At 64.2% G+C, this 13,474-nt stretch carries 10 protein-coding genes; 7 read left to right on the plus strand and 3 right to left on the minus strand.

The features are described 5' to 3' along the window. Window positions 1–194 precede the first annotated feature (194 nt). Together ACNJX8_RS39625 and ACNJX8_RS39630 are read left to right on the plus strand one after the other, a co-directional pair. Window positions 195–2,711, plus strand: coding sequence for a glycogen/starch/alpha-glucan phosphorylase (locus ACNJX8_RS39625; protein ID WP_439359007.1), 2,517 nt, complete (start codon window positions 195–197; stop codon window positions 2,709–2,711). 226 nt (window positions 2,712–2,937) lie between these two features. Further along, window positions 2,938–3,753: an acyl-CoA thioesterase gene (locus tag ACNJX8_RS39630; protein WP_439359008.1), complete on the plus strand. Its 816-nt coding sequence runs from the start codon at window positions 2,938–2,940 to the stop codon at window positions 3,751–3,753. Window positions 3,754–3,920: 167 nt separating this feature from the next. Here ACNJX8_RS39630 and ACNJX8_RS39635 read toward each other — a convergent pair whose 3' ends face one another. The 3 genes from ACNJX8_RS39635 to ACNJX8_RS39645 form a co-directional block, all read right to left on the minus strand. Beyond that, window positions 3,921–5,537, minus strand: coding sequence for a phosphoenolpyruvate carboxykinase (locus tag ACNJX8_RS39635; protein ID WP_128936933.1), 1,617 nt, complete (start codon window positions 5,535–5,537; stop codon window positions 3,921–3,923). Between the two features lie 286 nt (window positions 5,538–5,823). Next, window positions 5,824–8,421 carry a CHAT domain-containing tetratricopeptide repeat protein gene (locus tag ACNJX8_RS39640; protein WP_439359009.1) on the minus strand — a complete coding sequence of 866 codons (2,598 nt, stop codon included), beginning with the start codon at window positions 8,419–8,421 and terminating at the stop codon, window positions 5,824–5,826. A gap of 64 nt (window positions 8,422–8,485) precedes the next feature. Next, on the minus strand, window positions 8,486–9,235 hold the full coding sequence (locus tag ACNJX8_RS39645; protein WP_128940244.1) for a HugZ family protein: 750 nt from the start codon (window positions 9,233–9,235) through the stop codon (window positions 8,486–8,488). Between the two features lie 242 nt (window positions 9,236–9,477). Between ACNJX8_RS39645 and ACNJX8_RS39650 the strand changes: the two genes are divergently transcribed. The 5 genes from ACNJX8_RS39650 to ACNJX8_RS39670 all read left to right on the plus strand — a co-directional run bounded on the left by ACNJX8_RS39650 (window position 9,478) and on the right by ACNJX8_RS39670 (window position 13,463). Next, window positions 9,478–10,179 carry a response regulator transcription factor gene (locus tag ACNJX8_RS39650; RefSeq protein WP_008542552.1) on the plus strand — a complete coding sequence of 234 codons (702 nt, stop codon included), beginning with the start codon at window positions 9,478–9,480 and terminating at the stop codon, window positions 10,177–10,179. Window positions 10,180–10,296: 117 nt separating this feature from the next. Beyond that, on the plus strand, window positions 10,297–12,093 hold the full coding sequence (locus ACNJX8_RS39655) for a stimulus-sensing domain-containing protein (protein ID WP_439359010.1): 1,797 nt from the start codon (window positions 10,297–10,299) through the stop codon (window positions 12,091–12,093). Next, window positions 12,090–12,614: an HPr kinase/phosphorylase gene (locus ACNJX8_RS39660; protein WP_439359011.1), complete on the plus strand. Its 525-nt coding sequence runs from the start codon at window positions 12,090–12,092 to the stop codon at window positions 12,612–12,614. The genes ACNJX8_RS39655 and ACNJX8_RS39660 overlap by 4 nt, the downstream gene beginning before the upstream one ends. Window positions 12,615–12,747: 133 nt before the next feature. After that, window positions 12,748–13,149: a PTS sugar transporter subunit IIA gene (locus ACNJX8_RS39665; protein WP_007597752.1), complete on the plus strand. Its 402-nt coding sequence runs from the start codon at window positions 12,748–12,750 to the stop codon at window positions 13,147–13,149. Next, entirely contained in the window at window positions 13,146–13,463 is a 318-nt protein-coding gene (locus ACNJX8_RS39670) for an HPr family phosphocarrier protein (RefSeq protein ID WP_091884753.1), read from the plus strand. The genes ACNJX8_RS39665 and ACNJX8_RS39670 overlap by 4 nt, the downstream gene beginning before the upstream one ends. Window positions 13,464–13,474 lie beyond the last annotated feature (11 nt).

Raw genomic sequence — 13,474 nt, forward strand, 5'->3', positions numbered from 1 at the left:
CCACAGTGATGGCTGAATTGGCCGCCATTGTAGCAGCAAATCCGTGCTTCTCCGTGCTGGTCCGGGTTCCCAAATCGGCCCGTTCCTTGCATAAATTTGCATCAACGCAGTGCACGACCGCGCCAGCGATGGTTCCGGTGCAGGGGCATGACGCGTAGGGTGAGTGGTGTTCGTTCGACCAGGAAGTGACGGCCTTGCAAGATCAATCGTTCCAGCCAAATTATCCCGCCCCCGGCCAGCCCATCGACGAGCTCGCGCTGGCTGAGATCAAGGGTGCGATCCTGGCGAAGCTGCGCCTTGCCATCGGTAAGGACGCGGGCATGGCGACCAGGCACGACTGGTACCAGGCCGCGGCGCTCGCGCTGCGCGACCGCATCGTGCATCGCTGGCTCACGGCGGAGAAGCGCAGCTACGACGCCGGGCGCAAGCGCGTCTATTATCTCTCGCTCGAATTCCTGATCGGCCGCCTCTTCACCGACGCGCTCAACAACATGGGACTCCTGAAGATCTTCGAACTCGCGCTCGGCGATCTCGGCGTGTCTCTGCCAGAGCTGCGCAAATGCGAGCCGGACGCGGCGCTCGGCAATGGCGGCTTGGGGCGGCTCGCCGCCTGCTTCATGGAAAGCATGGCGACACTGTCGATCCCTGCGATCGGCTATGGCATCCGCTACGATTACGGCCTGTTCCGCCAGATCATCAATCAGGGCTGGCAGCAGGAATATCCGGACGAATGGCTGAGCTTCGGCAACCCCTGGGAATTGCAGCGGCCGGAAGTCATCTACGACGTGAATTTCGGCGGCGGCGTCGAGCATGTCGACGACAAGGGCCGTGACCGCGCCATCTGGCACCCGGGCGAGACCGTGCAGGCGATCGCCTATGACACGCCGATCGTCGGCTGGCGCGGCCAGCACGTCAATGCGCTCCGCCTGTGGTCGGCGCGCTCGCCCGATCCGCTCAGGCTCGATGCCTTCAACAAGGGCGACTATGTCAGCGCCAGTGCCGAGCAGGCGCGCGCGGAAGCGATCTGCAAATTCCTCTATCCGAACGACGAGAGCCCGGCGGGCCGCGAGCTGCGGCTGCGCCAGGAATATTTCTTCGTCTCCGCCTCGCTCCAGGATCTGGTGAAACGGCATCTCGGCTCCGACGGCCAGCTCCGCAGCCTCGCCGGCAAGGTCGCGGTGCAGCTCAACGATACGCATCCGAGCCTCGCCGTCACCGAACTGATGCGCATCCTTGTCGACCTGCACAATTTCCGCTGGGACGAGGCCTGGAAGATCACGGTCGCCACGCTCTCCTACACCAATCACACGCTGCTGCCCGAAGCGCTCGAGACCTGGCCGGTCGAGCTGTTCGAGCGGCTGTTGCCGCGGCATCTGGAGATCATCTACCGCATCAACGTGCAGCATCTGGCGCTCGCGGAGGCGCGCTGCCCCGGCGACATCGACTTCCGCGCTTCGGTCTCGCTGATCGACGAGAGGAGCGGCCGCCGCGTGCGCATGGGCCAGCTCGCCTTCGTCGGCTCGCACCGCATCAACGGCGTCTCGGCGATGCATTCCGACCTGATGCGCGAGACCGTGTTCCACGATCTCAACCATCTCTATCCCGGCCGCATCACCAACAAGACCAACGGCATCACCTTCCGCCGCTGGCTGATGCTGGCGAACCCGAAGCTGACCGATCTGTTGCGCGAGACCTGCGGCGATGCCGTGCTCGACGATCCTACCCAGCTCAGCCTGATCGAAGCCCGCGCCAGCGACGTCGAATTCCAGAAGAAATTCCGCGCCGTCAAGCACGCCAACAAGGCGGCGCTGGCGCGGCTGATCGGCGAGCGGCTCGGCATCAAGGTCGACCCGAGCGCACTGTTCGACGTGCAGATCAAGCGCATCCACGAGTACAAGCGCCAGCTCCTCAACGTCATCGAGACCGTCGCGCTGTACCAGGCGATCAAGGACGATCCCAACGGCAATTGGGTGCCGCGGGTGAAGATTTTCGCGGGCAAGGCGGCGGCGAGCTATCGCTACGCCAAGCTGATCATCAAGCTGATCAACGACGTCGCCGAGGCCGTCAACAACGATCCTGCGATCGGCGGCAAGCTCAAGGTCGCCTTCCTGCCCGACTACAATGTCAGCCTGGCCGAAGTGATCATTCCCGCAGCCGACCTGTCCGAGCAGATCTCGACCGCCGGCATGGAAGCCTCCGGCACCGGCAACATGAAGCTGGCGCTGAACGGCGCCATCACCATCGGCACGCTCGACGGCGCCAATATCGAGATCCGCGACCATGTCGGAGCTGAGAACATCGCGATCTTCGGCCTGGAGGCCGGCGACGTGATGATCCGGCGCAAGCAGGGCTTGGATGCGTCCGACGTCATCCGTAATTCGCCGAAGCTCCAGCGTGCCATCAATGCGATCGGGACCGGCGAATTCTCAAACGGCGATCCCGGCCGCTTCGAATCCATCGCGCATGCGCTGCGCTATCTCGACCACTACATGGTCAGTGCCGATTTCGATTCTTATTACGAGGCGCAGCGCGCGATCGATGCGCGCTGGCAGGTGGCGCCGGCCTGGACGCGCGCGTCCATCCTCAACGTCGCGCGCATGGCGTGGTTCTCGTCCGACCGCACCATCCGCGAATACGCCGAGGAGATCTGGAACGTGCCGGTCAATCCGACCACGCCGCTGCTGCCAGATCTGCGCGACGTTGCAGGCTGATTTTCCGCAGCGTGAAATCGGCCTTACCTGCGAGGTTATTGCACCTTGCAAGGCGGATGATGATATGATTGTCGTCATCCCCAAGCTGGCGTCAGTGATACGGACACCCTAGCTTCAAACACCGTCATTGCGAGCGCAGCGAAGCAATCCAGATTCTTTCCGCGGGGACAGTCTGGACTGCTTCGCTGCGCTCGCAATGACCGTCGGGGAGACACCGAGGAACACAATGCACGCCAAGCTCCCGCATCCTTTCGACGACGCCACCCGCATCACCGCCGGTGACTCCAGCTGGCAGGGGCACACCAGCGACGATTACTGGGCCTTTGTCGGTCCGTTCGGCGGCGCCACCGCCGCGACCATTTTGCGCGCGCTGATTGATCATCCCGAACGCGCCGGCGATCCGCTCGCGCTCACCGTCAATTACTGCGCACCGATCGCGAAGGGGCCGTTCGATCTCGATTTACGGCTGGTGAAGGCCAATCGCTCCAGCCAGCATTGGAGCGTCGAACTCAGCCAAGGCGGCGGCGAGGTCGCAACGCTCGCCACCGCCGTGTTCGCCGAGCGCCGGCCGTCCTGGGAGCACGGGGTGGCGAAGTGCCCGGACGCCAAGCCGTTCGAACAGACGCTGCCATTCCCGAAGATCGCGGCGTCCTGGGCCAATCAGTATGAATTCCGCTTCGTCGAGGGCGAGATGCGGATCGGCCCGCCGCAGGCCGAGCCCGCCAGCACCTATTCGAAGATCTGGATCAGCGACCGCACGCCGCGCAAGCTCGACATGCTGTCGCTGATGTCGATATCGGACGCCTTCTTCGGCCGCATCTTCCATGCGCGGCGCGAACTGGTGCCATTCGGCACGGTGTCGCTGACGACGTATTTCCACACCGATGCCGAAGAGCTGGCGGCTGAAGACATCACGCGCGTGCTGGCGACGGCCGACGCGAAGATCTTCCACAAGAGCTATGGCGACCAGAACGGCGAGCTGTGGTCACCGAACGGACGACTGCTCGCGACGACGACGCAGATCGCGTATTTCAAGGCGTGAGCTGCTCCCGCAGGCTCGTCATTGCGAGCGAAGCGAAGCAATCCAGACTGCCTCCGCGGAAGGATTCTGAATTGCTTCGCTGCGCTCGCAATGACGGTGGAGAGATATCGCGGAAAACAAAAAGGGCGGCCTTGCGGCCGCCCTTTTGCATTCCAAGCGCTGCGATCCTACTCCGCCGCTAGCTTCACGTCCGGCGCGGCGGCGCGCACTTCAGCGTCGACCTGGGCTTCGAACTTGGCGAAGTTCTTCTGGAACATGCCGACCAGCGCACGCGCGGTCTTGTCGAACTCGTCCTTGTCCTTCCAAGTGTTGACCGGGTTGAGGATCTCAGCCGGCACGCCCGGCAGGGCGGTCGGGACCGCGAAGCCGAAATATTTGTCGGTGCGGAATTCGACGTTGCGAAGCGAGCCGTCGAGCGCGGCGGTGAGCAGCGCGCGCGTCACCTTGATCGGCATGCGGGAGCCGACACCATACTTGCCGCCGGTCCAGCCGGTGTTGACCAGCCAGCAGTCGACATTGTGCCGGGCGATGAGCTCGCGCAGCATATTGCCGTAGACGCTAGGGTCGAGCGGCAGGAAGGGCGAGCCGAAGCAGGTCGAGAATTCCGGTTGCGGCTCGTTGCCGAGACCGCGCTCGGTGCCGGCGACCTTGGCGGTGTAGCCGGACAGGAAGTGATACATCGCCTGCGCCGGCGAGAGCTTTGCGATCGGCGGCAGCACGCCGAAGGCGTCGGCGGCAAGCATCACCACGTTCTTCGGCTGCGGCGCGCGGCCGGTGCGCGATGCGTTCGGGATGAAGTCGAGCGGGTACGCCGAGCGCGTGTTCTCGGTCTTGGAGCCGTCGTCGAAATCGACGACGCGGGTGTCCTTGTCCAGCACGCAATTCTCGAGCACCGCGCCGAAGCGCGTCGATGCAGCAAAGATCTCGGGCTCGGCTTCCTTCGACAGCTTGATGCACTTGGCATAGCAGCCGCCTTCGAAATTGAACACGCCGTTCGGGCCCCAGCCGTGCTCGTCGTCGCCGATCAGGGTGCGGTTGGGATCGGCCGACAGCGTGGTCTTGCCGGTGCCTGATAGCCCGAAGAAGATCGCGGTGTCGTCGTTGGCGCCGACATTGGCCGAGCAGTGCATCGGCATCACGCCGCGCTCGGGCAGATAGTAGTTCAGCGTGGTGAACACCGACTTCTTCATCTCGCCGGCGTAGTAGGAGCCGCCGATCAGGACGATCTTGCGGGCGAAATCAATCGCGACGACGTTCTCCGAGCGCACGCCATGGCGCTTCGGATCGGCGCGGAAGCTCGGCATGTCGATGATGGTGAGCTCCGGCGTGAAGCTCGACAGCTCGACGGCCTCGGGGCGGATCAGCAGCGTGCGGATGAACAGCGAGTGCCAGGCGAGCTCGGTGAAGACGCGCGTCTTGATCCGGTAGGCCGGATCGGCGCCGCCATAGAGATCCTGCGCGAACAGCGTCTTGCCTTCGGCGTGCTTGAGGAAATCCTGATGGAGCGTCTCGAACTGCTCCGCGGTGATCGACTGGTTGCCGGCCCACCACATCTTCTTGTCGGTGGTGGCATCACGCACCGTGAACTTGTCCTTCGGGCTGCGGCCGGTGAACTCGCCGGTGTCGGCGCAGAGCGCACCGTCGGCGGACAGCACCGCCTCGCCTGCTGAGAGCGAGTATTGATAGAGTTGTGGCGCACCGAGGTTCCAGTGAACCTGCTTGAGATTCTTTAAGCCGAATTTGTCGGCGCCGAAGGCACCGTTGCGCACGCCCGTCTCTTGCACGAAAAAATCCTCCTAGAACCCGCGACACTTAGCGCGACCAAACTTTGGCGCCATCGCGGTCACCGTGAATATAGGCCATTTAGCCTCGGTTGGGCGACCTAATACTGATGAACGCTGGCGTTGCCAAGCTGATCCCGTAGGATTTGGTTTATTCAAAGACCGCGCCAAACGTCGCGCATGTCAGCTCTGAGCAGGCGCATTCAAAAACTTCGAATGATCGCGCAACCAAACGCGCATTTGCGCGTTACACCCAGTTATTGCGACGCACAATGCCCGACGTCGCTTCCTATCGTACCTCACCTTCGCCGATGAGTGCGAACGGCCCCCACATCGCAGGGTAGGCGTTGCGCGGTGACGAGGCGTCATCGAGATAGCTTAACATCGCGCGGCGCAAGGCTTCGGCGCGACCGATCTTCGGTTCGTTCTTGAGCAGCTCGAACGTCGAGGTGGTCAAGCGCGTGGCAGCTTCTGAATCCACCGCCCAATGCGAGACCAGAAGCGCGCGGGCACCGGCATAAAAGAACGAGCGCGCCAATCCCGACAGAGCTTCGGCGCCCGGCTTGTCGCCCGCGATGGTGTTGCAGGCCGACAGCACAACCCAATCCGCATTGAGCTTGAGCTGGGCCACTTCGCTCGCTGTGAGCAGGCCGTCGTCGAGCTCCGATGGCTGATCGGGAATGGAGAGTGCAAGCGAGGGCTCACCCACTCCATTGATGTCGCCGGCGACAAGGCCGTGGGTAGCAAAGTAGATGATGCCATATTGAGCAAGCGCTGCACGCTTGAGCGTCGTTTCGCTGGCGTCGCGACCGAGATGGATGTCGGCATCGGTCGCGCCGACATCCCTCGCCACCGCGTTCAGCTCGTCCGCAGTATCCGGCAGTTGCGGCAGCGCCTGCGCCAGCCGCGCACGATCGACGCCGGCACCACGCCAGAAATCGGTATAGGCGATGGTCGCGATGCTGCGCGCTGCGACCTTGCCGCGTGCGGCACGATGCTCGGCCGGCCCCTCCAGCGCAGGGTTGAACACGGGATCGCCGAAGCCGGTCATCGGCTTGATGCCTTGATCCCTGCGCGCAAAAGCGCGCAGCGATTTCAGGCTGATCACCGACGGCAGCACCGAGACGGCCTGGCGCCGCAACAGCCAGGCGGCGCTGCGATAGCCTTCGAGCCTGTCCGGGATCGCCGCTTGCGGCTTCTCCGTGACCAGCAGATGAAACGGCAACGCGGTCAGCGCCGCCGACGGCACGACCAGCAAATTGCGTTTGTCTTTCGTCAGCGCCTCCACCGGACCGAGCAGCGCGACATAGAGCTCGTTCGCGAGCGCAAGGTCGAACAACCCGGCTTTGCCGGAGGCATCGTGCGCCTTGCCGACGTCCAATCCCCGGCGGAAGGCGGACACTTTCTGCGCCAGCGTATCAGCGCCGAGCGGGATCTCCTTCCAGTCGACGCCCTCGCGGGTAATCGCGATGACGTAGCTTTGCTTGTCGACGACAGAATAGAGCACCATCGACTCGTCGACCGACAGCAATGCCTGAATGTCCTTCACCGCCAGCGGCAGCGGGTTGGAGAGTGAAGAATAGTCGGGAAACTCGACGGCGAGGGTCTTCTGCAATCCGCTGCGCTCGCTCGCGATTGCCGCAATCCGCGCGCGGCTGCGCTGTTCGGCCGCGCGGTCGCGTTGAGCAGAAGGCTTCGACACCGCAGCGATGATCGCCTTGTCGAGCGCGTCGGACTCGGCCGCGAGATCCTGATCTTTGCGCACGAGCTCGGCGAGCCGATCGCTGCCGGCGGCCAACCGCACCGCGAGCTTGTTCACGGCGGAGGCGGCAGAGGATTGCGTGCCGCGCTGGATCGCCGCGAGCGCCTCGTCCAGTGCCTTGTCGTCCGGCAGGAGATGCTGCTGCCGCGCGGAAAACAGGATCGGCAACACGACGCGCAACTGCGCACGATTGTTGGCGAGCGTCTTTTCTGCGAGCGGCAAGGCGTCGGCAGTCCGCCCGGACATCTGGAGGAAATAGGCGAAATTGCTGGTCGAGATTGCGACGTCAGGGTGATCGGAGCCGAATGCGCGCTCGCGGATCGCCAGCGCGCGGCGATACAGCCGCTCGGCCTCGGCATAGCGCTGCTGGTGCTGATAGAGACCCGCGAGATTGTTCAGCGAGCGGGCGACGTCGGGATGCTCCGGCCCCAACACCTTCTCGCGGATCGCGAGCGAACGCTTGATCGGCGCTTCGGCATCAGCATCGCGATTGAGGTCGCGATCGACCTGACCGATGTTGTTCAGGACTGTCGCAACCGCGGGATGCTCGGGCCCGGCGGCTTTCTGGTAAATCGCAAGCGCCCGCTGGAACAGCGGCTCGGCGTCGGCAAAATGCTCCTGCTTGACATAGAGCGTGGCCAGATTGTTGAGGGCCTGACCGACGTCGGGATGCTCACGCGACAAGCTCTTTTCGCGCACGGCGAGCGCACGCTTGAACAGCAGCTCGGCCTCGGCGAAGCGGCCCTGCCGCTGATATAGCGCGGCGAGATTTGTCAGTTCGGACGCGACCAATGGAGTGTCGAGGCCGAGCGATTTTTCCATCAATGCGATCGCGCGCTTGTACAGCGGCTCGGCCAGATCGTCGCTCCCCTGGCCGGCATGGATCTGACCGAGATTGTTGAGCGCAGCGGCGAGCTCGCGGCCGTTGTCGCTCTTCTCGAGGCTCGCAACCATCGCCTGCGCGAGCGGGAGCGCCTCCGAATACTTGCCGGCACTCATAAGCGCGTTGACCCTGGCGCCCTGCGCCGCGAGATTGCCCTTCTGGGCAAGGGCAGCCGTGGACAGCGATGCGCTCGCCGCGAGCGCGAGACCTGCGATCAGCGCCACTCGATTCCATCTTGCCATGAACACTCTCGCTGCCGCCGTCGGACCGATCACGGTCTTGGGTCGCAGCGATGAGCGGCGACGTTCAAAGCGTTGCGCCCTGGTCCATCTTCTTGCGCGCCTCACCAGCGAGGCGGACCAGCATCTTGCGCAGTGCCGTGCCATCCGTCACCCGCTCCGGGAAGTCCAGCCGCAGCGCGGTCTGCTCCATTTGCATATCGAGGCCTTCCGGATCGCAGCCGGTGCAGCGCCAGTCGCCCTCGGCGGCGCCGAGGAGCCTTGTGGCATAGAGGTTCATGGCGTCGCGATGGTCGGCATTCATGTGCTCGACGGCGCCCTGTTCCGCCGCCAGCAGATCCTCGGCGCCGGTGAGGTCCGTGAGGAACTGCTCGGGCTTGAGGTCGACGATCCGGCCGAAGCCGGCGACCAGATGGGTTCCCGTGGGCCGGATCCGGAAGAAGGAGAAATCCTTAAACGAAACAAAGCCCTCCGCCGACGGATGGGCATTGAGATACCGTCGCTGGAGCAACTCCTTGTCGGTGCCGGCCTGTTCCGCCCGGCCGGACAGCATGATCCGGGCCCCTTCCAGGGGATCGCCGGCCACGCGCTCGTCCAGCATCAGCGAGATCCGGCTGTCCGCGAGGATGTTCCGGGTATGCACGGCGAGGCGCGAGATCAGCAGGATCGGCGAGCCATCGGGATGGCTCGCCAGATTGACCAGGGAACAATAGGGATCGCCGCTACCGGCCATCAGGGTTGCCAGCGCCCCCTGCCGCGACCGTCGCAGCAGCGATTTGGCGAGTTTCGCGGGGTCGAAATCCGGGGTCGGTTGCATCGGCTTTCTCGGGGTCAGGAGGTTGCAAGGGAGGCCTTTTTTCGGGTAAACGGGGCCAGGTTATGGGTCGAGACGCGGCGGATCTGCCGCGTTTCGTGGAACTTGGTCACACTTCAGCCTAGCTTGCATTGCTCGGTGACAAGGTTCGTATGCCGAGTTCGGCACCCATTGTATGCGGCGCATCACTGGATTGCTCGCCGTTTCAAGCCACGACCCAAACGGAAAGCAGAAAGCAGAGGCTCATGCCCACAATCGCTTTGGTCGACGACGACCGCAACATTCTCACATCCGTCTCGATCGCGCTGGAAGCCGAAGGCTACCGCATCATGACCTACACCGACGGTGCCTCCGCGCTTGACGGTTTTCGCACCACCCAGCCTGATCTCGCCATCCTCGACATCAAGATGCCGCGCATGGACGGCATGGAGACGCTGCGTCGTCTCCGGCAGAAATCCGATCTGCCGGTGATCTTCCTGACCTCCAAGGACGAAGAGATCGACGAGCTGTTCGGCCTCAAGATGGGCGCCGACGACTTCATTCGCAAACCGTTCTCGCAGCGCCTTTTGGTCGAGCGCGTCAAGGCGGTGCTGCGCCGCTCGGCGCCGAAGGACCCGACCGTCGCGCCGAAGGAGAACGACGCCAAGGCGCTCGACCGCGGCCTTTTGCGCATGGATCCGGAACGGCATACCTGCACCTGGAAGAACGAGCCGGTGACGCTGACCGTCACCGAATTCCTGATCCTCCAGGCGCTGGCGACCCGGCCCGGCGTGGTGAAGAGCCGCAACGCGCTGATGGATGCGGCCTATGACGACCAGGTCTATGTCGACGACCGCACCATCGACAGCCACATCAAGCGGCTCCGCAAGAAGTTCAAAGTGGTCGACAATGAGTTTGAGATGATCGAGACGCTCTACGGCGTCGGCTACCGCTTCAAGGAAGCCTGAGGCGGCAGGCAGCTTCACCAAAGACGAGAGCATCGCCGGTTCTGATTCCATCGGGACCGGGATCGCTCTAGGATGCGGGGACCTTCTCAACGAGCTGTCCTAACGCGGGCGTAAGCATTGCTTGACCGAACGCAGCCTGATCCAAACCAGAGCGCCGAGGATGTCGCATCCCACGGCGTTCCGGAGCACATTGCCGAAGACAAGCCGCAGGGTTGGCGGCCGCTGAACTGGTTGAAGCGCGCCGGGCAGTTCTTCTTCGCGCTGTCCTTCTCGAGCCTGACCCGCCGCATCGTCTCGCTCAACCTCGCCGGCCTCGTGGCGCTGGTCGCCAGCATCCTGTATCTATCGCAATTCCGCGCCGGCCTGATCGACGCGCGGGCGCAAAGTCTCCTGGTGCAGGCCGAGATCATCGCCGGCGCCATCGCGGCCTCTGCGACCGTGCAGACCAATGCCATCACCATCGATCCCGACCGGCTGCTCGATCTGAAGCCGGGCGAGACCTATGGCGGCTCGGACGAATATTCGCCGCTGGACTTCCCGATCAATCCGGAGCGCGTGGCGCCGGTGCTCCGCACGCTGATCTCGCCGACCAAGACGCGCGCACGCATCTACGATCCGAACGGCAGCCTGCTGGTCGACAGCCGCAACCTCGAAAACGTGCTGCGCTACAACCTGCCGCCGCCGGCCGAGAAGCCCGGCATCGTCGAGCGCGGCATGGTCGCGGTGCGGACCTGGCTGAACCGCGGCGACCTGCCGCTCTACCGCGAGCTCGGGCCCGAGAATGGCAATGGCTACGCGGAGGTGGGCGACGCACTCCAGGGCCAGAAGCGCTCGATGGTGCGGGTCAATGCCCGCGGCGAGGTGATCGTCTCGGTCGCGGTCCCCGTGCTGCGCTCGCGTGCCATCCACGGCGCCTTGATGCTGTCGACCCAGGGCGACGACATCGACCAGATGGTCACCGCCGAGCGCCTCGCCATCCTGAAGGTCGGCGGTGTTGCCGCAACGGTCATGATCATGCTGTCGCTGCTGCTTGCCAGCACGATCGCAGGTCCGGTGCGCCGGCTCGCCGACAGCGCCGAGCGCGTCCGCCGCCGCATCAAGGCCCGCATCGAGATCCCCGATTTCACCCGCCGCCGCGACGAGATCGGTCACCTTTCCGGCGCGCTGCGCGACATGACCAGCGCGCTCTACAGCCGCATCGAGGCGATCGAGATGTTCGCCGCCGACGTCGCCCATGAACTGAAGAACCCGCTGACCTCGCTGCGCTCGGCGGTCGAGACGCTGCCGCTGGCGCGCAACGAGACCAGCCGCGCGCGTCTGCTCGAGGTGATCGAGCATGACGTCAAGCGGCTCGACCGTCTGATCTCGGACATCTCGGACGCCAGCCGCCTCGATGCCGAATTGCAGCGCCAGGATGCGATCCCGGTCGACTTGCGCCGCCTGCTGACGACGCTTGCGTCCGTCGCCAACGAGACCAAGCTCGGCCACGACGTCGCGGTCGAGACCCGCTTCGAGGGCCGCGGCCCGACCGACACGTTCGCCGTGACCGGCCACGATTCGCGGCTCGGACAGGTCGTCTCCAACCTGCTGTCCAACGCGCAATCGTTCTCGGAAGCCGGCAGCAAGGTGCGCCTCGCCTGCCGCCGCGTGCGCGGCGAGATCGAGATCGTGGTCGACGACGAGGGCCCCGGCATCCGCGACGACGCGCTGGAGCGCATCTTCGAGCGCTTCTACACCGACCGTCCGCATCAGGGCTTTGGCCAGAACTCCGGTCTCGGATTGTCGATCTCCAAGCAGATCGTCGATGCCCATGGCGGGCGCATCTGGGCCGAGAACCGCGCAGGCCCGCTCGATGCCGACGGCGCGCCGACGGTCACGGGCGCGCGGTTCGTGGTGAGGCTGCCGGCGCTATGAGCGACGGCGGCCCCAGCGTGCACGCCTCCGCCGTCAAGGTCGGGAATTTTGCCGTGCTGATCCGCGGTCCCTCGGGCTCCGGCAAGTCGCGCCTTGCCTTCGATTTGATCATGGCCGGCCGGTCGGGCCTGGTCGAAAGGGCCGTTCTGGTCGGAGATGACCGTGTCCATCTGGCGACAGTCGGCCATGAAATTGAAGTCCGCCCCGCCCCGGTATTGGCTGGCCTGATCGAGATCCGGGGCTTGGGAATCCGCCGCTGCGACTTCGTGGAGCATGCGACGGTCGGCCTCGTGGTCGATCTGGACGCGGCGGACGCCGAGCGCCTGCCTGCGACAGAATCGCTGAAAACCAGCATTTCTGGTGTCGAAATACCGCGAATCCCTGTTAGCCGCGGCTATTCGCCCCTCCCATTGGTTGTTGCGGCCTTGACCACTACCAAGAGTTCATCTTCCGTTAATCCCTCAGCCGATTGTTTGAAGGGAAATGGTAACCATATGAACCCCACTATCGCGACCGAATAGACCGGCGCAGCTCCCCTCATCCATCCGTCTAGATTCAGGGAGATACGCAACATCCCCTCTTGCGCAGGGGCTCTGGATGGTCAAAGTGGCGCGTTCGTGCGGCGCACCAAAAGCGCCCGCGAGGAGTTTTCCGATGATTGGTCTAGTACTTGTGACCCACGGGCGCCTTGCCGACGAATTCAAGGCAGCGCTTGAGCATGTCATGGGCCCACAAAAGCAAATCGAAGCGATCACGATCGGTGCCGAAGATGATTCCGATCTCTGCCGAAGCGACATCATCGAGGCGGTTAACCGCGTCGATTCCGGCGACGGCGTCGCGATCCTTACCGACATGTTCGGCGGCACGCCGTCGAACCTCGCAATATCCTGCATGAGCCGGCCTAAGGTCGAAGTGCTCGCGGGCATCAACCTGCCCATGCTGGTGAAGCTCGCCAAGGTGCGCGAAGAGCGTCCGCTGCCCGACGCGATCGCGATGGCGCAGGAAGCCGGCCGCAAATACGTCACCATCGCCAGCCGTGTGCTCGCCGGCAAATGAGCGACGACGCGCCGCAAGCCGCAACGGGCGTGCCCGCGGGGGCGATCTCCAAAGAGCTTCTGATCATCAACAAGCGCGGCCTGCACGCCCGCGCCTCGGCGAAGTTCGTCCAGGCGGTCGAGCGCTTCAACGCGCAAGTGTGGGTGACGCGCGGCGGCGAGACCGTCGGCGGCACCTCGATCATGGGCCTGATGATGCTGGCCGCGGGTCCCGGCACGACCATCACGGTCGCGGCTGCCGGCGACGAAGCCGAAGCGGCACTCACTGCGATCACCGAGCTCGTCGAGAGCAAGTTCAACGAGGAAGGGGTTTAGGCCCTTCTCTC

Origin of the sequence: Bradyrhizobium sp. SPXBL-04 (assembly GCF_051853035.1) — a bacterium.
Classification (GTDB): domain Bacteria; phylum Pseudomonadota; class Alphaproteobacteria; order Rhizobiales; family Xanthobacteraceae; genus Bradyrhizobium; species Bradyrhizobium zhanjiangense.